This is a genomic window from Desulfovibrio sp. UIB00 (assembly GCF_022508225.1).
Taxonomy (GTDB): domain Bacteria; phylum Desulfobacterota; class Desulfovibrionia; order Desulfovibrionales; family Desulfovibrionaceae; genus Desulfovibrio.
On sequence record NZ_JAETXJ010000002.1, the window covers coordinates 23,071 to 45,437 of the forward strand.

A 22,367-nucleotide genomic window follows, 5' to 3' on the forward strand; every position below is an offset into this window, starting at 1 on the left:
GGCAAAACACGTAGCATATATTATTTATCCAATAGTATATGCTGGGAGGCAGAAAAACAAGGAGATTGCGCAAATGTGCACAAATCACAAACGCATTGCAGGGCAACGCAGAAAGTCTCCGTGTTGCCCTTCTTACGGCAGAATCATCGAAAAATTTATACCGGAGTGAAAAAAAAGACGAGTCGCTGAGTTGGGTATGTGGGATGTCAGGAGAGATCCTGCCGGAATTGCAGGGATTGTCGCAGGGTTTCTTTGTCCATAAATTTTACTTCGGCCCCAAGGGGGATACCCTGTGCAAGGCGCGAAACGCGCACGGCGGGGAACTGCCTGCGCACCATCTGCCGGATGAAGGAAGCCGTATTCTCAGCCTCAAGCGTCGCACCCAGGGCTAGAATAAGTTCTTGCACTTCGCCCTCGCCCAGGCGTTTCACAAGCCTGTCCATGTCGAGGCTGTCGGAGTCCATGCGCTCAAGAGGAGCGAGCAGACCGCCCAGAATTAGATACTGGCCGTGATAAAAGCCGCCCTCGTCCAGCGTGAGCATGCTGTCCCATTCCGTCACAAGGCAGAGCGTATCGCGGGCGCGCTCCGTATCGGAACAGACGGTGCAGGGGTCAGTGGAAGAAAGCCCGCCGCAGCGCGAGCAGAGGTGCAGATTGTCGCGCAGGTCGTGAATGCCGCGCCCAAGACGCCGAGTTTCGGCTTCCGGCCATTTGAGCAGGGCCATGGCGGCCCGCATGGCGGATTTGGGGCCAAGGCCCGGCAGACGCGAAAGTTGCTCTACCAGGGCCTTGAGCGGTTCGGGAATCCGATCGTGCATGGCTCTAGAAAAGGCCGGGCAGCTTGATGCCGCCGGAGATGGAGCTCATTTCGCGCTCCATGGTTTCGCGGGCGATGCGACCGGCTTCGTTAACAGCGGCCAGGATAAGATCCTGGAGCATTTCAACATCGTTGCCTTCAAGGGCCTTGGGATCAATGACCAGCTTGCGCAGTTCCTGCTTGCCGGAAACTTCGGCTTTGACCATGCCGCCGCCGCTGCTGGCTTCGTAGCTGTGCTCGCCCAGTTCCTGCTGGAGTTTGGCAATCTTGTTCTGCATAACCTGCGCCTGGCGCAGAATGTCGTTCATGTTCCGCATGTGTTTCTCCTTGCGTCTGTTGCATGCTTCCGGTTCCGGCGGCGTGGGCCGGGCGGACGCGGAAAGTTTTTTCCAGTTGTCAGCGGGCTCAGCGGTTGTCCTGATCCACCGGGCGGCACCCTTTGACCCGTGCGTTCAGCACTTCAAGGCAGGGCTGCAACTCGGGCCTCTGGCTGAATTCTTCAATAAGTTCCGCCTCTGGGCGATAGGGCCGGGGCGCCACGAGTTCCAGCTGCGTCTGCCCTGCGCCGTAGGCGGTCAGAGCTGCTGTCAGCTCCTCGCGTCCGCGCTCAAGCTGGAACAACTGGGTTTCAGCCTTGGGGGAGAGGCGTAAAATCCCGTCCGTCCATGTGGCGCTCACGCTGCGAAGCAAATGCTGGCGCGGCATGTCGCGCCCGGCATCTTGCCATGAAGAGCAAAAATCACAAAATGCCACCCAGTTGCAGGCTGCCTGACCTTCCTGCTTGCTCTGGCCTGATATGCCCGCGCCGCTTTGGTTGAAGCCTTGCCCGCCAGCGAGGCTTGCGCCGGAGTCCGGCTGGTCAGAACCTCTGGAACCAGTTCCATTTTGTCCAGAATCATCTTGCCCGAAATTTCGGGAGCCAGAATCTTCCTGACGGGGGGCCTTCTGGCCTGGACTGCCCAGATTTGAGCCGTCCTGGCTTGAGCAACCCTGGTCAGGCCCGCCATAAGCAGGGCTGTTCTGGTCTGGTTGCGCTGCTCCTGTTTGCGCACCGGGCCGCCAGGGGCGGTGCGTAGGGGGTGCAAAATTTGGGGCCGCGTCAGGCTCGTCAGATTCCGTATCGTCCGCATCATTGGCGGCGTGCTGCACCGTGGCGGCATCCCTGGGGCGGGATTGCGCCATTTGCGCGTTTCCGGTTGGCATTCCCGCACTGCTTTCCATCCGCTGCGCAGAGGGGGGCACGGCATGAGCCTGCTGGGTTCCCTGTCCGGCTCCACCAGCCTGCCCAACGGGGCCGGGCGTGGCTTGCCCAACGGGCAGCAACTGCGGCAGCAGGGCAAGGTTGAGCAAAAGCAGTTCAAGCGCGGCTGCTGGTTCCGGGCTTTGCACTATGCCGCGCTGCGCGTCAAGGGCCATCTGCCATGCCGCGTGCAGATGCGCGGCAGAAAATTGCGGGGCAATGCCCTGCCACAGGGCTGCCTCGTCTGCAGGAAGGCGCAGGCTCGGCACAATGGCCTGACCGCTCTGGCGCAGTAAAAAAAGGTTGCGCAGATTGCCTGCAAGCTCCCGCATGAAAAATCCAATATCCACGCCTTGCTGCAATATCTGCCCACACAGGTTTGCCACTGCCGCGCAATCCTGCCCTTGCAGGGCGGTAAACAGCTCCGCAAACAGTTCCTGCCCTGCGAGTCCGAGCACCTGCCGGGTGGCTGCAACGGTGAGTTCCTCGCCGCCAAGGGCGAGGGTCTGATCCAGCAACGACATACTGTCGCGCACGCTGCCCGCAGCCCTGCGCGCAATAAGCCGTACGGCCCCCTCTTCAAAGGCCGCGTTTTCCTTGCGCAGCACGGCGGTGAGGTGGGCAAAGAGCGCGTCTTCACTCAGGTGGCGAAACACAAAATGCTGGCAGCGGCTCACAATGGTGATGGGGAACTTGTGCGCCTCGGTGGTGGCAAAGATAAAGACCACGCGTTCCGGCGGCTCTTCCAGCGTTTTCAGCAACGCGTTGAAGGCGTTGCGGGTAAGCATGTGGGCTTCGTCAATGATGAAAATCTTGTAGCGGCCTTCCATGGGCGCGTAGCCGATGGTTTCGCGCAGGGAGCGGGCGTCTTCCACGCTGTTGTTGGAAGCGCCGTCGATCTCGGTCACGTCAACATGTACGCCCTGAGTGATCTTGCGGCACTGCTCGCACTGGTTGCACGGTTCCGGCCCCGGTGCGTGCTGACAGTTGAGCGCCTTGGCAAAAATGCGGGCAATGGTAGTTTTGCCCACGCCGCGAGTGCCGCTCAAAAGATAGGCGGCTGCGGGCCTGTCTTCAGCCGCAGCACGGGAAAGGACGGCTTTGACCATGTCCTGTCCTGCTACCTGAGCGAAGTTTTGCGGCCTGTATCGTGCGGCGAGGGAAAGATGTTTCATGGCGCTCGTTGCCTTTGAATGATGACCAACGGGCTGTCGGGCAGTCCCGGATTGCGCTGCGCGCGAACCCGCAGGAAAGGCTGTTACCTGTTGTGTCCGTGCTGCGCCGAATTACAACGCGACCGGGCTTGTTTTCTGTCTGGCATCCGGCAGCCCCGCGAGGGCGGAACTGCCGGATGCATATCTTGTAAACGACGGCATTGTAGCCCGCCGTTTGTCTGCACTAAATGGTAAAGCGGTGCAGCCAGCCTTCGTACTTGGGATTTTCGCCCTTGACGATGGCAAAGTATTCTTTCTGCAGATGCTTGGTCACCGGGCCAGCGTGTCCAACGCCGATCTGGCGGTGGTCAAGCTCGCGGATGGGGGTGATTTCAGCCGCCGTGCCGGTAAAGAACGCTTCGTCAGCGATGTAGAATTCATCGCGGGTGAACTGCTGTTCTTCCACAGTGTAGCCGAGGTCTCGGGCAAGCTTCATGACGGAATCGCGCGTGAGGCCGCCCAGAATGGACGTCCAGGGCGTGGTCTTGATCACGCCGTCGCGCACGATAAAGATGTTTTCGCCCGTGGCTTCGGAAACGTAGCCGTTGGTGTCGAGCATCACGGCTTCGTCATAGCCGTCTTCCTTGGCTTCCACCTTGGCAAGGATGGAGTTGATGTAGTTGCCGGCGGCCTTGGCCTTGGACATGCTGGTATTCACATGGCTGCGGGCAAAGCTGCTGGTCTTGACGCGGATGCCCTTTTCAAGAGCTTCTGCGCCAAGGTACGCGCCCCAGGCCCAGGCGGCGATGATGGTCTGCACCGGGTTGTTGCCAGGGTAGACGCCCATTTCGCCGTGGCCCACAAAAGAAAGGGGGCGCACGTAACCTTCGGGCAGTTTGTTGGCCTTGAGGGTCTCAATACAGGCGGCTACGAGCTGTTCAGCCGTGAAGGGTACTTCCAGGCGCATAATCTTAGCGGAGTTAATTAGGCGCTTGCAGTGGTCTTCCAGACGGAATACGGCAGAAGTGCCGTCGGCGCAGGCGTATGCGCGAATACCTTCAAATACGGCGCTGCCGTAATGCAAGGCGTGGGTCAGCACATGAACCTGTGCTTGTTCAGAAGGGAGCATTTTTCCGTCAAACCAGATAAACTTTGCGTTCTGCATGGCTTTCCTCCGCAGTAGCCTGCTGTATAAGACGCGGGCGCGCCGGGGCAGTCCCGGCGGTTGCCGCAAGAGCAAAAATCTACTGAAAATGACCGCATATGGCAAGCAATTGCGCCAGTGGGAGAAAGAATATCCACAATTGCGGGCGCATGGAGCGAGCACATGGAACAGGCAAGGGGGATGCGCGGCGGGGCAGGGCGGGTAAGGACGCCTGAAAACTGTCCAAATAATAAGGGCTGGCCCTGCGGGGGGCGATGCCGTATGTTCAGGGCAGCAAACAAGTATTATGAGGCCGGAATTATGAGCGAAACATATGTGCTGGGTATTGACGCCGGGGGCACGCACACAGACGCCGTGCTGCTTGCCTGCGATGCCGCCGCAGAGGAGCAGGCTCCGGGTGAAATTTGTGCAGCAGGATTGGGTGCGGAGGCTTTGCCCTCCGCCCGGTTGGTGGCCAGCGCCAAGGCGCGCACCCGTCACGACAATCTGCCCGCATCTGTGCGCGAGGTGCTTGCCGCCTTGGCAAAGGCTGCTCCTGATTGCGATTTTGGCGCTATTTCACGCGTGACACTGGGGGCGACCCTGGCCGTCAACGCCCTGGTGCAGGATCGCGCAGACCCTGTGGGGCTGGTGCTTTCCGCCGGGCCGGGGCTTGACCCGCACCATTTTGCAATGGGCGCGCATGTCTGTATTGTTCCCGGCGGGCTGGATCACCGGGGCGTGGAGGTCAGCCCCCTGCGCACAGCTTCCTTGCCCACCGCTGTCAGGGAATGGGAGGCCGCAGGTGTTGCCGTCGTGGCCTGCGTGGGCAAATTTTCGCCTCGCAATGCCGCGCACGATCTGTCCATGGCCGAGGTCGTGCGGTCGGCTGCGCCGCTGATGTCCATAACTATGGGGCATAGGCTCTCGGGGCGGCTCAACTTTCCCCGGCGCATGGCAACAGCCTATTTCAACGCCGCCGTGCAGCGCCTGCACAATGAATTTCTGAATGCTGTGGAGGCAGCCCTTGCCGAGGCTGGCATTACAGCTTCCGTGCGTCTGCTCAAGGCGGACGGAGGGGCGGTGCCACTGACGCTTTCGCGCCAGGAGCCTGTGCAGTCCATACTTTCCGGCCCTGCGGCCAGCGTCATGGGCGTGCTCGCCCTGTGCGGCGGCAGCAAGGCCATGCGGCAGGGCTGCTCCCTGTTGCTCGACATGGGCGGCACCACTACGGACATGGCGCTCTTTGTGGACGGCTCCCCGGTGGTGGACAGGGACGGTATGCTGCTCAAGGGACGGCGCACCCTTGTGCGCGCTCTGGCTTCGGTTTCCATAGGCGTGGGCGGCGATTCGCTGCTTACGGTGGATGCCGCGCCCGGTGCTGCGCGCCCGGTTCAGGTCGGCCCCCTGCGCGAAGGCCCGGCCATGGCCTTTGGCGGTTCCCGTCCCACCCTGCTGGATGCTCTGAACGTATTGAATTTTGCCGCTGGCTCGGCTGGCGCGCAGGGTATCAATGGCGGGGATGCCGTGGCGGGCGATGCGACCGCATCCACGGCGGGCATTGCTGCACTGGCCGCAGAATACGGTCTGTCCCCGGAATCTTTGGCTCAAATGGCCGCAGACGATGCCCTTGCGCAGGTGGCTGCCGCTGCCCGCGCCCTGACCGATGGCATCAACGCCCGCCCCATTTACACCCTGGCGGCACTCAAGGCCGTGCGCGAGGCGCGCCCGCAGCACGTGTGGCTGGTGGGCGGTCCTGCGGCCTGCGTTGTCCGGCGCATGTCCAAAGCTCTGAACTTGCCCGTGGAAACGCCGCCGCATGCGGATGTTGCCAATGCCGTGGGCGCGGCTCTGACCCTGCCCACAGACGCACTGGAACTCTACGCCGATACCGGGCGCTGCGTGCTGACAATCCCGGCCGTTGAATTGACCGAGCGCATCGGCAAGGGCTACAGCCTGAACGAAGCCCGCCAGCGAGCCAGCGCCCTGCTGCGCGAAAGGCTGGAGGCGGCAGGCGTCAGCGGCGCGCGGGTGGAAGTGACCGAGGCAGACATCTTCGCCACGCTGGACGATGCGGGCTTTGGCAGCAAGGATATTCGCGTTGTTTGTCAGGTTGTGCCTGGTCTCTCCGCCAAGGTTGGTTAGGTGAACGGGTGCTCCGTGCGTGGCTCTTGCCCTCCGGCTGCGTCAAAATATTGCCCGGTGTCGGTCGAGTACCGTTATGTACACTCCCTCCACGGGCAATATTTTTCCTTGCCGGAGAACAAAATCCATCGCACGGCGCACCCGCTCACGAAGAGACAAGGGTTTCAGAATTTCGGCGGAGAGCAAAAGGCGTTCAGTGCAGACATACCTTGTCGGGGTGAGTTTCAAAGAATTGAAGCCCTGGTTGCCGGAATTGACACGAGTAGCGCGGCGGATTGATATGAAAATTCCTCAGGGATACATCATAGAGCAGGCATCGGCAGACCGTGTGCCCCTGCTGGCGGCTATCGAAGTAGCCGCTGCGGGGATTTTTCCTTCAGGCTCCATACCGGATCACATCCGTTCTGATTTCACGCCTGTGGACAAACTGCATGAAGCTGTTCAAAACGGCCTTCTCTGGGCGGCCCTTGATCAAGCGGGCAATCCTGTGGGCTACGCCTATGTGCGTTTGGTTGACCATGCCGCCCTGCTGGCCCAGATTGACGTGCACCCCGACCACATGCGCAAAGGCATAGGCGCAGCCCTCATCGGGCAGGTTGCGGAGGGCTTGCGGCAGCGCAGAATGCCCGCCCTCTATCTGACAACGTTTACCCACGTGCCCTGGAATGCGCCATTTTACGCCCGGTTGGGCTTCACGGCGCTGGAAGATGCGGACACTCCCCTGTTTCTCAAGGATATTCTTGAAGAAGAAAAGCGCTGCGGCCTGACCAGCCGCATCGGCATGCGCCTGTCCCTCGCGGGGGAGGCCAACTAGATATGTTTGCCACGGCAATATGACTGGCACTCCCAGTCTGAGCCATTCACATTATTACCACCAGTCAGCTACACCATGCAGATAGTTCTTTTTGAGCCGGAAATCCCCCCCAATACAGGCAATATCGCCCGACTGTGCGCCGCCACGGATACCACCCTGAACCTCATTGAGCCTCTGGGCTTCAAGCTTGAAGACCGCTACCTCAAGCGCGCAGGGCTGGATTACTGGCCCAACGTGCGGCTGCGCGTCTGGCCCGACTGGGCCGCCTTTGCGGCGCAGGGGCAGCAGGGCGCGCGCCTTGTGCTGACCTCGGCCAAGAAAGGGCAGGTCAGCGCCCCGGCCCACCAGTTTGCCTTTGAGCCGGAAGACTGCCTCGTGTTCGGGCCGGAAACACGCGGTCTGCCGCAGGAAATCCTGGAGCTTTCGCCCCACCGCATCCGTATTCCCATGTTGGAGGGCCGCGTGCGCAGCCTCAATCTTTCCACATCGGCGGGCATTGTGCTGTACATGGCCCTGGCCCGTACCGGCCTCATGGAGGATTGGGCGTGAGTCTGGCGCAGCTATTCCCCTATTCCGCGTGGGAATGCTGGTGGCTTGCCCCTCTGGCCCTGATTTTTGATCTCTGGCTGGGCGACCCTGACTTGCCGTGGCGGCATCCTGTTTGCGCGGTGGGCAAGCTGCTGGACTGGCTGGAAGCTCCGGCGCGGCGTTTTATGCGCAAGAACGGGCCGGATGCCGAACGCCAGCGCGGGCGCTTTGCCGGGGCAGTTGCCCTGGCAGTGCTTGTGAGCCTGACAGGCGCGGTTGCGTGGGGGCTGGTTTCCTTGCCGGTAGTTGGTCCGTTGCTGGCCCTGTATCTGGCCTGGGCCGGGCTGGCTCTGGGCAGCTTGCTGCGCACCGGGCAGGAGGTGCTGCGCCGGGTGGAACACTATGACGAGCCGCAAGCGCGCGAAGCGCTTTCGTGGCTGGTCAGCAGGGACACTTCCAGCATGGATCGCCCCCTCATGCGCAAAACTCTGGCCGATACGCTTTCTGAAAATCTCACGGACGCCTTTATGGCTCCTTTTTTCTGGCTGCTCGTGGGCGGGCCTGTGGCCATGTGGTGCTACAAGGCCGTGAGCACAACTGATTCCATGTGGGGCTACGTGACCGAAAAGTGGCTCTGGCTGGGCTGGGCCGGGGCGCGCGGCGATGATACGCTGGCCTACATTCCTGCCCGTTTGTCGGCCTGCGCGGCCTGTCTTGCGGACAGATGCGTAGCCATCTGTGAACGTTATCTGCGGTTTTTGCCCGGCAAGATGCGGCCCTCGCGCCTGTGGCAAGGCCGCTGGCCCGGTTTCCGGATTGTGGCTCAGCAGGCCGTAGGCATGCCAAGCCCCAATTCGGGCTGGTCCATGACGGTCTGCGCATGGTTGTGTGGGGCGCGCATGGGGGGGCCGTCCGTGTACTTTGGCACGCTGACGCCAAAACCCTGGCTTGGGCCAGAACAGGACGAGGCCGAGCCTTGGGATAGCAAGCGCTTGCTGGCGCTTTGTGAACTCTTGCGCTATAGCGCCTTGTGTGGGGGACTGACGCTCTGGCTATGCTTCATGGTGGTCAGTCTGCCTATTTTTTGAGGAAGATATGTTGTTAATAGCGCTGGGTGCTGTATGCCTGCTGGTGGGTATTCTGGTTGGGCTCACGGGCGTAGGCGGTATCCTTGTTCCTCCCGGGCTGATCCTGCTGAGCGGGCTTGAGCCGCACGAGGCCATGGGGACGGCGCTGGCGTCCTTTTTGCCCATTGGGCTGGTGGGAACCGTCATGTACCGCCGTTTGGGCCATGTGGACTGGTCGCGGGCCACGCCCTTTATGATTGGCGGCCTTGCGGCTCTGCCCGGAGCCGTGCTCAACGCCAGCATCAACGCAAAGCCGCTGGTAATTTTGCTGGCGGGCATCATCCTGTTTGCAGGCTTTTGCGTATTGCGCCCCCCCAAGGCTGGCGGCAGCGTTTTTTGGCAGAGCAGGGCGGGGTTTTTCTTCATCGGGGCGAGCACTGGCTTTCTGGCGGGCATGACCGGCGCTGGCGGCCCGGTGCTGACCATCCCGTGGATGATAGCCGCCGGTGTTGCCCCCATGACGGCTGTGGGCCTTGCCATGCCGTATCAGGTGGTTACAGCCGTGTTTGGCACTGTGGGCAATATAGCTGACGGCCATGTGGATTTTGCCCTGTTGCCGATAGTCTGCATTCTTGAAATTGCAGGTTTTGCTGGCGGTGTTGTTCTGGCAAAACGCACGCCCACGGGCATGCTGCGCACCCTCATTGGAGGCGTGTGCTGTTTGCTGGGCCTGTTCCTGCTTGTGCGGGAGCTGGAGCCTGTCATACTCAAGATGTTTTAACCATGTTTTGTGCGCCGCAAGGCGAGTGGCTCAGACGTTGATTGTTTTCCACGGGCAAACCTGATTCGGGCTGCCTTTTTGCCGCAAGGCACGTGTGCCGTCCATTGCATTCCCCGAGGGGGCCGCATGAATATTGCCGCGCTTTTTATCCGCCGCCCTGTGGCCACTGTGCTGATAATGCTGGGCATGCTGTTTTTTGGCGTGTCGGGGTACCGCAATCTGCCCGTAAATCAGTTGCCCACGGTGGATTTTCCCACCATTCAGGTGCAGGCCGAGCTTGCCGGGGCCGACCCGGAAACCATGGCTTCCTCCGTGGCTACGCCGCTGGAAAAAGAATTCTTCACCATTGCGGGCATCGATTCCATTTCATCGGTCAATTCCACGGGCCGCACACGCATCACCATTCAGTTTGCCCTTGACCGCAATATCGATGCGGCGGCTCTGGACGTGCAGTCGGCCATCGGCCTTGCCCAGCGCCGTCTGCCCTCCAACATGACCGTGCCGCCGAGCTTCCGCAAGGTGAACCCTGCCGATCTGCCCATCCTGCAACTGCGCGTATCGTCTGCCACCTTGCCGCTCTATGTGCTCAATGAATACGCGGACACGCTCATAGGTCAGCGCCTTTCCATGGTGGACGGCGTGGCCCAGGTGGTCATTTACGGGCAGAAGCAGTACGCCGTCCGCGTGCAACTGAACCCGGACGAGCTGGCTACGCGGGGTCTTGGCATTGACGAGGTGGCCGAAGCCGTGGCCGCAGCCAACAGCATGTTGCCCACAGGTTCCCTGGAAGGGGCGCACCGGGCTGATTCCATCAAGTCTTCGGGCCAGCTTATGAACGCCCGGGCCTTCAGTGACGCGGTGGTGGCCTACCGCAACGGCGCGCCCGTGCGCCTGCGCGATCTGGGCGAAGTGGTGGACAGCTTCAAACAGGACAAGCAGCTCACCTGGAGCAACGGCGGCGCACCCAGCATCATGCTGGCCGTTGAGCGCCAGCCCGGCACCAATACCGTGCAGGTGGTGGATTCCATCCGCGCCCTGCTGCCCGCGCTGGAAAAGCAGTTGCCGCCCTCCGCCAAGGTGGAGGTTTTTTACGACCGCTCGGAATCCATCCGTGAATCCGTGGCGGACGTAAAGTTCACACTGGTACTCACTGTGTTTCTGGTGGTGCTGGTTATTTTTATCTTTTTGCGTAACCTGCCCGCCACGATCATTCCCAGCCTTGCCCTGCCCATGTCGGTCATTTCGACCTTTGCCGTCATGTCTGTGCTGGGCTACAGCCTGGACAACCTCTCGCTCATGGCCCTGACTCTTGCCGTGGGCTTTGTGGTGGACGATGCCATCGTCATGCTTGAAAACATCGTGCGCCATCAGGAAATGGGCAAGGACCCACAGACTGCGGCCTTTGACGGCTCGGCGGAGATCGGCTTCACCATTGTTTCCATGACGCTCTCGCTGGCGGCGGTGTTCATTCCCGTGCTGTTCATGGGGGGTATTGTGGGGCGGCTGTTCCGTGAATTCGCGGTGGTCATCATTGCCGCGATCCTGAGTTCCGGCGTGGTATCGCTCACGCTCACGCCCATGCTTTGCGCCTATTTTTTAAAGGCGCAGGGGCGGAACATGGCCGGGCACAAGCCCGCCGTGAGCGGGCTGTACGGCGCGCTTGAACGATGTTTTGACAGGCTGGCCGACCTGTACGCCCGTTCGCTTGATGTGGCGTTGCGCCATCGGCGTATTACCCTGTTGGCCTCGTTTGGCCTGTTGGCCCTGACAGTATGGCTGGGCATGGTCATTCCCAAGGGCTTTTTGCCCACGGAAGACATGGGCCTGTTGCAGGCCAGCACCGAGGCGGAGCAGGGCGTGTCCTTTGAGGGCATGGTGCGGGCGCAGCACAGCCTTGACCCCATGCTGGAATCATCCACCCATGTGGCGGCCTACAACTCCATTGTGGGCATTGTGGGCGGCAGCCAGAGCATGAACAACGGCATTCTGCTCATGCGGCTGGCGGAGCACGATAAACGCCCCGGCATTGAGACCGTGGCCCAGAAGCTGCGCAAGGATCTCAACACCTCGCCTTCCATGCGCGTATTTGTGCGTGTGCCGCCAACCATCAGCATTGGCGGCCGTGCGTCCAAGGCCCTGTATCAATACACGCTGTTTGGGCCGGATATGGGTTCGCTTTTTGAAAGCGCCCAACGCATTGAGGATGCCCTGCGCAAGCTGCCGGAATTGCAGGACGTTAACAGCGATCTGCAACTCAAGAATCCAGAACTGCGCGTGACCATTGATCGCAACCGCGCCGCAGCGCTAGGCGTGACCCCGCAGCAGATAGAGCTGGCCCTGCAATCGGCCTACGGCTCGCGTGAGGTTTCGACAATTTACGCCCCTACGGACGACTATTCTGTCTTTGTGGAATTGCAAAAGCCCTTCCAGAAAGACCGCTCGGCCCTTTCACGGCTCTACGTGCGTTCCAAGAGCGGCGATCTTGTGCCGCTGAGTACCCTGGCCCAGCTTTCCACTGGGGTCGGCCCCATCGCGGTCAACCACAACGGGCAGTTCCCATCGGTGACCATCTCGTACAACCTGCGCCCCGGTATTTCGCTCAGTCAGGGCGTGGGCGCGGTGGAGGCGGCGGCGCGCCCGCTGCTGCCCGATACTGTGACCGCCGAATCGCAGGGTACGGCACAGGCCTTCCAGAGTTCGCTCAAGGGTATGGGCTGGCTGCTTGTGCTGGCCATTGTGGTCATTTATCTTGTGCTGGGCATTTTGTACGAGAGCTTCATCCACCCGTTCACCATCCTTTCCGGCTTGCCGTCGGCTGGCTTTGGCGCGCTGGCGACCCTGTGGCTGTTCGGCATGGAGCTTGATCTGTACGGCTTTGTGGGTATCATCATGCTGCTCGGCATCGTAAAGAAAAATGCCATCATGATGCTTGATTTCGCACTGGAAGCGCAGAAGAATGATCCGGCCCTTGACCCGCTGGCGGCCATTACCCAGGGCTGTCATGTGCGCTTTCGGCCAATTATGATGACCACCGTGGCCGCGCTCATGGGCGCGCTGCCCATTGCCGTGGGCATTGGCGCGGGGGCCGACGCCCGCCGCGCGCTGGGTCTGGCGGTGGTGGGCGGGCTGTGTTTTTCGCAGCTGGTCACGCTCTACATCACACCAGTGTACTACTATTATATGGAAAAACTCTCCCGCAGGCTGGGACGCCTCTGGGGCGGGCGTTTCAAGCAGAACCGGCAGGAACATGCGGAGAACGGGCAAGCCTTTCCGCCTTCGCACTGATCCGGCCCTGGAGAACCTATGAGTATGCAAAATTCCCCCTTTTCATCCATGCCCGCCGATTCCGGCGGTGCACCTGTATGCAGGCGCTGCGGCACCTGCTGCCTGCTGGGCGGGCCGACCCTGATGCTGAGCGACGCCGCATTGCTGGTTTCCGGCACATTGACACTGGAAGCTCTGGTGTGTCTGCGCGCCGGGGAGTGGGCGCGGGATGACTCGCGCAAGGCATTGCGCCCTCTGGAGGGGGAACGTCTCAAAATTGCCGGGCCCGGCGGCAGGGTGCATCCCTGGCGCTGCCGCTATTACCGTGAAGGCGCGGGTTGCGGCATCTATGAACAGCGCCCTGCGCAATGCACGGCCCTGTTCTGCATGGACACCGGGCCGCTGGAGGCCCTGCTTGCCAAGGGTTCACACCTTGGGCGGTATGCGGCTCTGAACGCGCTGGCCGACGGGATTCCCGGATTTTCAACTCTTAGTGCTGCCAGCAGGGCCTTGCTGCCTGATCTTGTGAGCGCGCATGAAGAGCAGGTTTCTGTGCGGGCGGTGCTTGAACTGGCCGACAGACTGGGATTTTTTCCGCAGCAGGGGCAAGGCCTGACGGTGGAGCGTTATGCGGAGCAAGGCCCGCTGGAGGGCAGCGAGCGCGAAGCCGCCGTGGCGGAGCTGGGCGAAGCCGCCCGCATGGACGCGGCCTTTCGCGAACTTTGCGTGGAGCGCGCTGGCGTTCCCCGCGCCATGCTGCCCTTTTTGTTCGGCAGGTCGGTCAAGGATCTGCTGGCAGAGGTTGGCCTCAAGCCTGTTTCGGGCAGTTAGCCCACAGCGCGGGCGATTGCCTCTGCGTGGCGGCCCTGCCCCTTTTGCGGGCAGAAAGGCGCGGGGCGCTTAACCCGCCTGCGGTTGACAGAACAGGCCTCCGTACCTAACCTTTGATGAAAGTAAAAAAATCACGCCCCCCGGCGGGCAATGAAGGAAGCAACATGCCATTGTGCAGCATTGAAGAGGCCATTGCCGACATCCGGCAGGGCAAAATGATTATTCTGGTAGATGACGAAGGCCGCGAAAATGAAGGCGACCTCACCATGGCAGCCGAGCATGTGACTCCGGAAGCCATCAATTTTATGGCCAAGTTCGGCAGGGGACTCATCTGCCTGCCTATGGCTCCCGAGATCATTGACCGCTTGCAATTGCCCCTGATGACCCAGCGCAACGGCTCGCGCTTTGGGACCAACTTCACCATTTCCATTGAAGCCCGAGAGGGAGTGACCACGGGCATTTCCGCAGCCGACCGCGCCACGACCATTCTGGCTGCCGTTGCCGACAATGTGCGGCCTGACGACATCGTCACCCCCGGTCATATCTTCCCCCTGCGGGCCAAGGCTGGCGGTGTGCTTTCGCGCGCCGGGCAGACCGAAGGCGGCGTTGACCTTTCCCGTCTGGCAGGGCTCAAGCCTGCGTCCGTCATCTGCGAAATCATGCGCGACGACGGCACAATGGCACGTATGCCCGACCTCGAAATTTTTGCCGAAGAACATGGCCTCAAAATTGCCGCAGTCAAGGATCTCATCCGCTATCGCCTTGACCGGGGTCAGGTTTCGGTGCGCCGTGTGGCGCAGGCCCACCTGCCCACGCGTTTTGGCGATTTTACTGTTATCGCCTATGAAAGCGAAAATGAACCCGGCACGCATCTGGCCCTTGTGAAGGGAGACCTTTCCACGCCGGAACCGGTGCTGACCCGTATCCACAGCGAATGCCTCACGGGCGATGCCCTGGGTTCGTTGCGCTGCGACTGCGGCGGCCAGTTGGGCGCTGCCCTGCGCCAGATTGAAAAAGAGGGACGCGGCGCGTTGCTCTACATGCGTCAGGAAGGGCGCGGCATCGGCCTTGCCAACAAGATCAAGGCCTACGCCTTGCAGGATGAAGGTTACGACACGGTCGAAGCCAACCGCAAGCTGGGCTTCCCCCCGGATTTGCGCGACTACGGCACCGGCGCGCAGATGCTGGTTGATCTGGGCATCCACAAGATTCGTCTGCTGACCAATAACCCCAAAAAGATTGTGGGGCTTTCCGGTTACGGCATAGAGATTGTGGAGCGGGTGCCCATTGAAATGGAAGCCTGCCCGGAGAATGAAAATTATCTGCGTACCAAGAAAGAAAAGATGGCGCACATGCTTTCATGTTCGTGCCACCATTAGATCTGTTGCGCCGCCCCTTGGGGCGGCGCTTGTTTTTTGCGGGATTGAAGCCACAGGCGCGCCGTTGCGCCGCCGTTCTTGAAAAGTTGCAAAACAGGGAGCGACGCCATGGGCTTGGGTGAAATGCTGAAAACCCAGTTGGGTTTGCTGTGGAAGTTTCTCGGATTTTTTCAGCCCCCGGTGCTGCGTTTTTTGCACGCGCTGGTGGTCTGCCTGATAATGGTGCAGGTGCTGACGCAACTTTTTGGCCTTGGCACAATCCACATGATTCTGGGCCTTGTATTGTGCGTGCTGGGATTTGGCCTAGTGGCCTGTGGGCTTGGCATGCGTGGGCCGCGCCACTACTTTCCCTATCTGTGGGGCGACATGGATCAACTTTGCAAAGACGTTGCGGCCATACGCGGCGGCAAGCTGATTATCGCGCCGCGCCCCAAGGGGCTTGCCTGTGTTGTGCAGGGCCTTGGCATGGGAGCCTTGAGCATGACCTTGCTCACGGGCCTGTGGTGGTTCCGCTCGTGGCAGATGGGTGATGTGTCGCACACTGCGGCAAGCCTGCACAGCACCTTTGTATGGCTTTTGCTTGCCTATGCCGTTGGGCATGGCGGCATGGCTCTGGGGCATTTTTTCTTTTGGAAGCAGGCCGCAGCAAAAAAGCCTCAGGCAAACTAACAAAATCTGCCTGATCGGGTATATCCGCTGGTGTCCGCCGTTGACGGCATCTGTTGGCAGCAGTAATTTTTTTGTGGTGGCGCGCGCTACGCCGTCACATCCTCACAATCGCCTGATTCCGGCATGTCTGCCGGGCAATGGGCCGTCCTTTTCACGTCTCCTCACTGCTTGAGTTTTGCCATCCGTTGGGAGAACACGGAATATCTTTTTTCATGACAGCCGCAGATTTTTTTATGTGCTTCTTCCCGTCAAACGGCAGGAAACTTTGTGTGCACTGCGTCTTCACAATACCGCGTATAAGGCTTAACTGTTTAAAACGATTTGAATTGCAATGATGCAGATCGCATTGCCCCGGTATGGTTGCAACGACAGTAGGCAAGTTTTTTTGCGATAATGTCAGACTGTGATACCAAAGTTTTTTGGCTCGTGCCCTTTGCAAACTTGTCAAACAACGCTATACGTCTTCATTCTCGTAAAAAAGTTGACCGACTGTTCAAACAACCGTATGGGAATCCAAATCTGTCAGGCCCGCGCAAGGGGCGCGAGGTCTGTGCCTTACCATAAAGACGTTCATGACGGACTTTTAAGGAGGCCTTATGGCAAGCCAGGCGTTGATTAAGGATTTTGAAGACATGATCGGCAAGGAAAACGTGTTCAGTTCCGAAGCCGACCGCATGAGCTATTCGTATGATTCTGCGGTGTTGCCGCCGGTCATGCCTTCTTTGGTGGTGCGCCCCACTACCAAGGAACAGCTCGGCCAGTGTGTGAAAAAACTGTATGACAACGGTATCCCCATGACCGTGCGCGGCGCGGGAACCAACCTTTCCGGCGGCACCATTCCGGACAAGTCCGAGACTGTGGTCATTCTGACCACCGGCCTTAACCGCATTATTGAAATCAATTCTGACGACCTCTACGCTGTGGTGGAACCGGGCGTCATTACTGCTGAATTTGCGGCTACGGTTGCCAAGAAAAATCTTTTCTACCCCCCCGATCCGGGTTCTCAGGCAGTGTCCACCCTCGCGGGCAACATTGCTGAAAACGCTGGCGGCCTGCGCGGCCTCAAGTACGGCGTTACCAAGGATTACCTCATGGGCATCGAATTTTTCGACGCCACGGGCGAAGTGGTCAAATCCGGTTCGCGCACGGTCAAGTGCGTTACCGGTTACAACCTCGCCGGCATGATGGTGCAGTCTGAAGGCACGCTGGGCGTTATTTCTGAAGCCATTCTCAAGCTCGTGCCGCCGCCAAAGGCCTCCAAGGCTCTGATGGCAGTGTTCTCTGACGTGCAGGACGCCGCCGACGCCGTGGCTGGCATCATTGCCGCCCACGTTGTGCCCTGTACTCTCGAATTCCTCGACAACAACACCATTGTGCGCGTTGACGACTTCACCAAGGCTGGTCTGCCGCGCGAAGCGGGCGCCATCCTGCTCATCGAAGTGGACGGCCATCCCGCCCAGGTTGCTGACGATGCCGAAGCCGTTGAAAAGGTGCTGAAGGCCAACCACGCCACCGCCGTGCACGTGCCCAAGGACGCCGCCGAAAAGTTCAAGCTGTGGGAAGCCCGCCGCATGGCTCTGCCCGTGCTGGCCCGCGCCCGGCCCACCACCGTGCTTGAAGACGCCACCGTGCCGCGTTCGCAGATCCCCGCCATGGTCAAGGCCGTCAACGACATCGCGGCCAAGTACCGCCTTGAAGTGGGCACCTTTGGTCACGCTGGCGACGGCAACCTGCATCCCACCTTCCTGTGCGACAAGCGCGACGCCGACGAATTCAAGCGCGTGGAAGAAGCCATCGACGAAATGTTCGACACGGCTATCAAGCTGAAGGGTACGCTCTCCGGCGAACACGGCATCGGCACCGCCAAGTCCAAGTGGATGGAAAAGGAAACCTCACGCGGCACCATTCTGTTCTCGCAGCGGCTGCGCCGGGCTCTTGACCCCAAGGGACTGCTTAACTCCACCAAGCTGGTGGGCATCTAAGTAGTTCGCTCCGGCATTGCAGAGGCGGGGTCTTTTGGCCCCCGTCTTTTCCGGGGGCTGCCCGCCCTGTGCGGGCGCTACCGGGCAAGAGCAAAAATTCAACCGCTCCAGGAGCGTTTCATGAGTACTATGCACGAACTGGCCCAGCGCCTTATGGCCCTGGACGACAGGATCACTGCCTGCATGAAATGCGGCATGTGCCAGGCCGTGTGCCCCATGTTCGGCGCCACCGGTATGGAAGCTGACGTGGCTCGCGGCAAGCTGGCCCTTATTGACAACCTGGCCCATGAGATGATTCAGGACCCTGCGGCTGTGGCCGAAAAACTGGGCCGCTGCCTTTTGTGCGGTTCCTGCCAGGCGTCCTGCCCGCCCGGCGTCCAGATTATGGACGTCTTCATGGAAGCCCGTGAAATCGTAAACGAGTTTATCGGCCTGCACCCGGTCAAGAAGATGATCTTCCGGTCTCTTCTGACCAAGCCTGGCCTCTTCAACTTCGCCATGCGCGTTGGCGCGCCCATGCAGGGCCTTATCTTTGGCTCGAGCAACGACGCGCAGGGTACCGTGTGCGCGCCTCTGCTCAACTTCATGCTGGGCGACCGCCACATTCACCCCCTGGCAAAAACGCCTCTGCACGCCCGTTACGGCGCGCTTGACGAACCCCGCCGTGCTGGCGGGCTCAAGGTGGCGTTCTTCCCCGGCTGCGTGGGCGACAAAATGTACACCGATATGGCAGAAGCCTGCCTGAAGGTGCTGCGTTATCACAACGTGGCCGTGTTCATGCCCAAAAACCTCACCTGCTGTGGTATTCCGGCGCTTTCGTCCGGCGATGCCAAGGGCATGGTGGAGCAGATGCGCGTGAACGTGGAAGCCCTCAAAAACGGCGACTTCGACTATATTCTCAGCCCCTGCGGTTCCTGCACCTCCACGGTCAAGGAACTGTGGCCCCGCTACGCGCACCGTCTTGGTTCTGCCGAAAAGCACAAGATTGAAGAACTGGCCGCCAAGGCCATGGACATCAATGCCTTCCTGGTGGATGTGCTCAAGGTGCAGCCCGCCGAGCAGGCTCAGGATAACGCCGTCAGCGTGACCTACCACGATTCTTGCCACCTCAAGAAGTCGCTTGGCGTTGTCAGCCAGCCCCGTTCCGTTGTTGCGGCCAACCCGGCCTACAAGATTACGGAAATGGCCGAAGCTGACCGCTGCTGCGGCTGCGGCGGATCGTTCAACCTCTTCCACTACGACTATTCGCGCAAGATCGGCCAGCGCAAGCGCAACAATGTGGTAGCCTCCGGAGCCAAGATTGTGGCCGCCGGTTGCCCTGCCTGCATGATGCAGCTTGAGGACGTGCTTTCGCACAACCACGACTCCGTGCGCGTCAAGCACACTGTGGAGTTGTACGCTGAAAGCCTGAAGTAACATGTGAGCGCGGCGGGGGACTGTGGTTCCTCCGCCGCGTTTATCAACCCGGCGGTTATTCTGCCAGAATGCCCATCTGAAGAAGAGCCGTGGGGTTTTGTTTCTGAAGCTATGGGCGTGTTACGCCGTTCGCAGGAATATGAGCGCAAACAATGGCAGCGGGTGAATCCGGCCCTCTGCACACTACTTTTCGCGGCGAAGCTGCATGGTTCAAGAACCCGGCGTGTTTTGAAAAAGGAGTTGTTTATGACACATCAGGAATTGGTAGAAGCCTTTTCCGCCAAGGCTGCGGCTGTTACCGCCGTAGTGCAGGAAGTGCCCAACATGGCAGCCGCCTTGCAGTATGTTGTGGACGTTTGCGCCAACAAGGCTCCCGCAGAGCTTTTGGCTGACGAACCCGGCACGGAACAAGGCCCCCTTGGCCCCAATAAGGTTCCCACGCGCGTGCAGCGTGTGGTGGCAGCGCCCCAGCTTGGCGACGCCGACTTTGCCGCGCTGGCAGCTGCCTGTGAAGAAAAAGGTTTTCTGTGCATCCGCGAAGGGCTGCGCAACTATCTTGCCGGTATTGACGTGGGCGTTTCCACCGCCGAACTTGGCGTTGCCGCCAGTGGCACCTGCCTGCTCAATACCGACAGTGAAGACGTGCGCCTTACGGGCATGATCTCGGAAGTTTCCGTGCTGATGCTGCGCAAGTCCACCATCTACCCCGATCTGCCCTCCATAGCCCAGTTGCTGCGCGAGCGCATGAACGAAGGTACTGCCACGTACACCACCCTGGTGACTGGCCCCAGCCGTACCGCCGACATTGAGCGCGTGGCTGCCGTGGGCGTGCATGGGCCGCTGGAACTGCATATCATTCTGCTGGAGGACTAACCCATGCATGACGCCCTCAAGAGCTCATCGGGATATCATAAGGAACTGGACGAAGCCCTGAACGACGAATTTCTGCGTCGTACCCTTGATACCTTTGCCGTGGCCTACCGCGCCAACCGCGAAGCCGTGTTCAAGGAAGTGGACGAGAAGGCGCTGATCAAACAGATCGCCGACGCCAAGGACTACGCCTGTCAGCACATGGACGAGCTGTACGCTCAGTTCAAGGCCGAGGCTGAAAAGCGCGGCGTGCACGTGCACCGTGCCGCCACAGCTGCCGAAGCCAACGACATGATCGTGCGCATCGCCAAAGAAAACAAAGTGAAAAAGGTGGTCAAGTCCAAGTCCATGACCGCCGAAGAAATCGGCCTGAACACCGCGTTGGAAGGCAATGGCCTGATCGTGGACGAAACCGACCTTGGCGAATGGATCATCCAGCTGCGCCACGAAGGTCCTTCGCACATGGTTATGCCCGCCATCCACCTTTCGCGTTATCAGGTGGCGGACGACTTCACCAAGGCCACCGGCGTCAAGCAGGATTCTGACGTGCAGCGTCTGGTCAAGGTGGCCCGCGTGCAGTTGCGCCGCAAGTTCATCGCCGCCGATATGGGCGTGAGCGGCTGTAACTTTGCAGTGGCCGAAAACGGCGCCATCTCTACCGTGACCAACGAAGGCAACGCCCGCATGGTTACGACCCTGCCGCGTGTGCATGTTGCCATTGCCGGTCTGGACAAGCTCGTTGCCAAGCTGGACGATGCCCTGGTGGCTCTTCAGGTTCTGCCCCGCAACGCCACCGCCCAGCGCCTTACCTCCTATGTCACCTGGATGTGCGGCGCAGGCCCCTGCGCAGCCAATGCCGACGACAAAAAGATCCTGCACGTTATCTTTCTTGATAACGGTCGTACCGAAATCGCCAAGGATCCCCTGTTCTCGCAGGTGTTCCGCTGTGTGCGCTGCGGCGCTTGCGCCAACGTCTGCCCTGTGTACCGCCTCGTGGGCGGCCACAAGATGGGCTACATTTACATTGGCGCCATCGGCCTGATCCTTACCTACTTCTTCCACGGCAAGGATCGTGCGCGTATTCTCAGCCAGAACTGCATGGGCTGCGAATCGTGCGCCAATGTGTGCGCTGGCGGCATTGACCTGCCGCGTCTTATCCGCGAAGTGCGCTCGCGTCTCAACGTGGAACAGGGCGCGCCCATCGAAGCCAACCTGCTTTCCGCTGTGATGAAGAACCGCAAGCTGTTCCACAAGCTGCTCAAGTTCGCCAGCTTCGCCCAGAAGCCCTTCACGCGCGGCGCGCAGTTCCAGCGCCATCTGCCTGCCGTCTTCCTTGGCAAGCACAACTTCAAGGCTCTGCCTGCCATCGCCAACAAGTCCTTCCGTGACCGTTGGCCCGAACTGGCTCCCAAGGTGCAGAACCCCACCTTCCGCGTTGCTATCTTCAGCGGTTGCGCCCAGGACTTCATCTACCCTGAAGAACTGGAAGCCTGCGTGAAGATCCTGGCCGCCAAGAACGTGGCTGTGGACTTCCCCATGGAACAGTCCTGCTGCGGCCTGCCCCTCGAAATGATGGGCCAGCGCAAAACCTCCATGGATGTGGCCAAGCAGAACATTGCCGCATTCCGTGGCGGCAACTACGACTACATCATCACGCTGTGCGCCAGCTGCGCCGGTCATCTCAAGCACCACTACCCTGAAATCCTGGATCAGGATTTCTCCACGGTGGAAGCTCAGGCCTTTGCGGCCAAGATCATCGACTTCAGCTCTTTCGTGCATGACGTGCTGGGCCTCAAGGCCGAGGACTTCAACAAGTCCGCGCAGAAGGTCACCTACCATGCCTCGTGCCACCTGTGCCGTGGCCTGGGCGTCAAAAAGGCCCCCCGCGACCTTATCGGTGATGCGGCGGAATACGTGCCTTGCGAGGAAGAAGAAGTGTGCTGCGGCTTTGGCGGCAGCTACTCTGTGAAGTTCCCCGAAATCTCCGCCCAGTTGCTGGACAAGAAGATCGCCAACATGAAGGCCACCGGCGCTGACCGCCTGGTGGTGGACTGCCCCGGCTGCGTCATGCAGATCCGTGGTGGTGCTGAAAAGCAGGGCCTCAAGATAAAGGTCGATCATATTGCCGAACTTCTGGCTGAAAATCTGAAAAAGTAATCCAACGAAACATCTTCCTGCGGGTGGAGAGCTGAGGCTCTTCATCCGCAGGAAAGTTGAGGGAAGGTTTCGGTTCTCCACTGTGGGGAGGGCCGAAACCTATTTTTTT

General features: G+C 60.2%; 17 protein-coding genes. 13 read left to right on the top strand and 4 right to left on the bottom strand.

Features of this window, described 5'->3' with window-relative positions:
* Window positions 1-206 precede the first annotated feature (206 nt).
* From recR to JMF94_RS02935, 4 genes are all read right to left on the bottom strand, one after another.
* Window positions 207-818, bottom strand: a complete 612-nt coding sequence (recR, locus tag JMF94_RS02920) for a recombination mediator RecR (protein WP_240823699.1) — start codon at window positions 816-818, stop codon at window positions 207-209.
* A 4-nt stretch (window positions 819-822) separates the two neighbouring features.
* Window positions 823-1,134, bottom strand: a complete 312-nt coding sequence (locus tag JMF94_RS02925) for a YbaB/EbfC family nucleoid-associated protein (RefSeq protein WP_240823700.1) — start codon at window positions 1,132-1,134, stop codon at window positions 823-825.
* Between the two features lie 88 nt (window positions 1,135-1,222).
* Window positions 1,223-3,232: a DNA polymerase III subunit gamma/tau gene (gene dnaX, locus JMF94_RS02930; RefSeq protein WP_240823701.1), complete on the bottom strand. Its 2,010-nt coding sequence runs from the start codon at window positions 3,230-3,232 to the stop codon at window positions 1,223-1,225.
* Window positions 3,233-3,455: 223 nt separating this feature from the next.
* Window positions 3,456-4,376 carry a branched-chain amino acid transaminase gene (locus tag JMF94_RS02935; RefSeq protein ID WP_022657737.1) on the bottom strand — a complete coding sequence of 307 codons (921 nt, stop codon included), beginning with the start codon at window positions 4,374-4,376 and terminating at the stop codon, window positions 3,456-3,458.
* Between the two features lie 300 nt (window positions 4,377-4,676).
* Between JMF94_RS02935 and JMF94_RS02940 the strand changes: the two genes are divergently transcribed.
* The 13 genes from JMF94_RS02940 to ldhH all read left to right on the top strand — a co-directional run bounded on the left by JMF94_RS02940 (window position 4,677) and on the right by ldhH (window position 22,258).
* The gene (locus tag JMF94_RS02940) at window positions 4,677-6,500 is read left to right on the top strand and encodes a hydantoinase/oxoprolinase family protein (RefSeq protein ID WP_240823702.1); all 1,824 of its coding nucleotides are present in this window, start codon (window positions 4,677-4,679) and stop codon (window positions 6,498-6,500) included.
* Between the two features lie 280 nt (window positions 6,501-6,780).
* Window positions 6,781-7,314, top strand: coding sequence for a GNAT family N-acetyltransferase (locus tag JMF94_RS02945; RefSeq protein WP_240823703.1), 534 nt, complete (start codon window positions 6,781-6,783; stop codon window positions 7,312-7,314).
* Between the two features lie 75 nt (window positions 7,315-7,389).
* Window positions 7,390-7,863, top strand: coding sequence for a tRNA (cytidine(34)-2'-O)-methyltransferase (locus tag JMF94_RS02950; protein WP_240823704.1), 474 nt, complete (start codon window positions 7,390-7,392; stop codon window positions 7,861-7,863).
* Entirely contained in the window at window positions 7,860-8,930 is a 1,071-nt protein-coding gene (locus JMF94_RS02955; RefSeq protein WP_240823705.1) for a CobD/CbiB family cobalamin biosynthesis protein, read from the top strand. The genes JMF94_RS02950 and JMF94_RS02955 overlap by 4 nt, the downstream gene beginning before the upstream one ends.
* A 7-nt stretch (window positions 8,931-8,937) precedes the next feature.
* Window positions 8,938-9,690, top strand: coding sequence for a sulfite exporter TauE/SafE family protein (locus tag JMF94_RS02960; protein WP_240823706.1), 753 nt, complete (start codon window positions 8,938-8,940; stop codon window positions 9,688-9,690).
* Between the two features lie 126 nt (window positions 9,691-9,816).
* A complete protein-coding gene (locus JMF94_RS02965) occupies window positions 9,817-12,975 on the top strand; it encodes an efflux RND transporter permease subunit (protein WP_240823707.1) in 3,159 nt (1,052 codons plus the stop codon).
* Between the two features lie 18 nt (window positions 12,976-12,993).
* A complete protein-coding gene (locus JMF94_RS02970; RefSeq protein WP_240823708.1) occupies window positions 12,994-13,785 on the top strand; it encodes a YkgJ family cysteine cluster protein in 792 nt (263 codons plus the stop codon).
* Between the two features lie 164 nt (window positions 13,786-13,949).
* Window positions 13,950-15,164 carry a bifunctional 3,4-dihydroxy-2-butanone-4-phosphate synthase/GTP cyclohydrolase II gene (locus JMF94_RS02975; RefSeq protein ID WP_240823709.1) on the top strand — a complete coding sequence of 405 codons (1,215 nt, stop codon included), beginning with the start codon at window positions 13,950-13,952 and terminating at the stop codon, window positions 15,162-15,164.
* A 108-nt stretch (window positions 15,165-15,272) separates the two neighbouring features.
* Entirely contained in the window at window positions 15,273-15,833 is a 561-nt protein-coding gene (locus JMF94_RS02980; protein ID WP_240823710.1) for a cytochrome b/b6 domain-containing protein, read from the top strand.
* A gap of 596 nt (window positions 15,834-16,429) precedes the next feature.
* On the top strand, window positions 16,430-17,815 hold the full coding sequence (locus JMF94_RS02985) for an FAD-linked oxidase C-terminal domain-containing protein (protein ID WP_215647951.1): 1,386 nt from the start codon (window positions 16,430-16,432) through the stop codon (window positions 17,813-17,815).
* Window positions 17,816-17,935: 120 nt separating this feature from the next.
* Window positions 17,936-19,231, top strand: a complete 1,296-nt coding sequence (locus JMF94_RS02990; RefSeq protein ID WP_240823711.1) for a (Fe-S)-binding protein — start codon at window positions 17,936-17,938, stop codon at window positions 19,229-19,231.
* Window positions 19,232-19,477: 246 nt separating this feature from the next.
* Complete coding sequence (locus JMF94_RS02995) at window positions 19,478-20,104, top strand: lactate utilization protein (protein WP_240823712.1); 627 nt, start codon at window positions 19,478-19,480, stop codon at window positions 20,102-20,104.
* Between the two features lie 3 nt (window positions 20,105-20,107).
* Complete coding sequence (ldhH, locus tag JMF94_RS03000; protein ID WP_192112291.1) at window positions 20,108-22,258, top strand: L-lactate dehydrogenase (quinone) large subunit LdhH; 2,151 nt, start codon at window positions 20,108-20,110, stop codon at window positions 22,256-22,258.
* The last annotated feature ends 109 nt before the right edge of the window (window positions 22,259-22,367 follow it).

Coding starts and splice junctions, on each gene's coding strand:
- recR (WP_240823699.1), bottom strand. CDS start 818: ATGCACGATCGGATTCCCGAACCGCTCAAGGCCCTGGTAGAGCAACTT.
- JMF94_RS02925 (WP_240823700.1), bottom strand. CDS start 1,134: ATGCGGAACATGAACGACATTCTGCGCCAGGCGCAGGTTATGCAGAAC.
- dnaX (WP_240823701.1), bottom strand. CDS start 3,232: ATGAAACATCTTTCCCTCGCCGCACGATACAGGCCGCAAAACTTCGCT.
- JMF94_RS02935 (WP_022657737.1), bottom strand. CDS start 4,376: ATGCAGAACGCAAAGTTTATCTGGTTTGACGGAAAAATGCTCCCTTCT.
- JMF94_RS02940 (WP_240823702.1), top strand. CDS start 4,677: ATGAGCGAAACATATGTGCTGGGTATTGACGCCGGGGGCACGCACACA.
- JMF94_RS02945 (WP_240823703.1), top strand. CDS start 6,781: ATGAAAATTCCTCAGGGATACATCATAGAGCAGGCATCGGCAGACCGT.
- JMF94_RS02950 (WP_240823704.1), top strand. CDS start 7,390: ATGCAGATAGTTCTTTTTGAGCCGGAAATCCCCCCCAATACAGGCAAT.
- JMF94_RS02960 (WP_240823706.1), top strand. CDS start 8,938: ATGTTGTTAATAGCGCTGGGTGCTGTATGCCTGCTGGTGGGTATTCTG.
- JMF94_RS02965 (WP_240823707.1), top strand. CDS start 9,817: ATGAATATTGCCGCGCTTTTTATCCGCCGCCCTGTGGCCACTGTGCTG.
- JMF94_RS02970 (WP_240823708.1), top strand. CDS start 12,994: ATGAGTATGCAAAATTCCCCCTTTTCATCCATGCCCGCCGATTCCGGC.
- JMF94_RS02975 (WP_240823709.1), top strand. CDS start 13,950: ATGCCATTGTGCAGCATTGAAGAGGCCATTGCCGACATCCGGCAGGGC.
- JMF94_RS02980 (WP_240823710.1), top strand. CDS start 15,273: ATGGGCTTGGGTGAAATGCTGAAAACCCAGTTGGGTTTGCTGTGGAAG.
- JMF94_RS02985 (WP_215647951.1), top strand. CDS start 16,430: ATGGCAAGCCAGGCGTTGATTAAGGATTTTGAAGACATGATCGGCAAG.
- JMF94_RS02990 (WP_240823711.1), top strand. CDS start 17,936: ATGAGTACTATGCACGAACTGGCCCAGCGCCTTATGGCCCTGGACGAC.
- JMF94_RS02995 (WP_240823712.1), top strand. CDS start 19,478: ATGACACATCAGGAATTGGTAGAAGCCTTTTCCGCCAAGGCTGCGGCT.
- ldhH (WP_192112291.1), top strand. CDS start 20,108: ATGCATGACGCCCTCAAGAGCTCATCGGGATATCATAAGGAACTGGAC.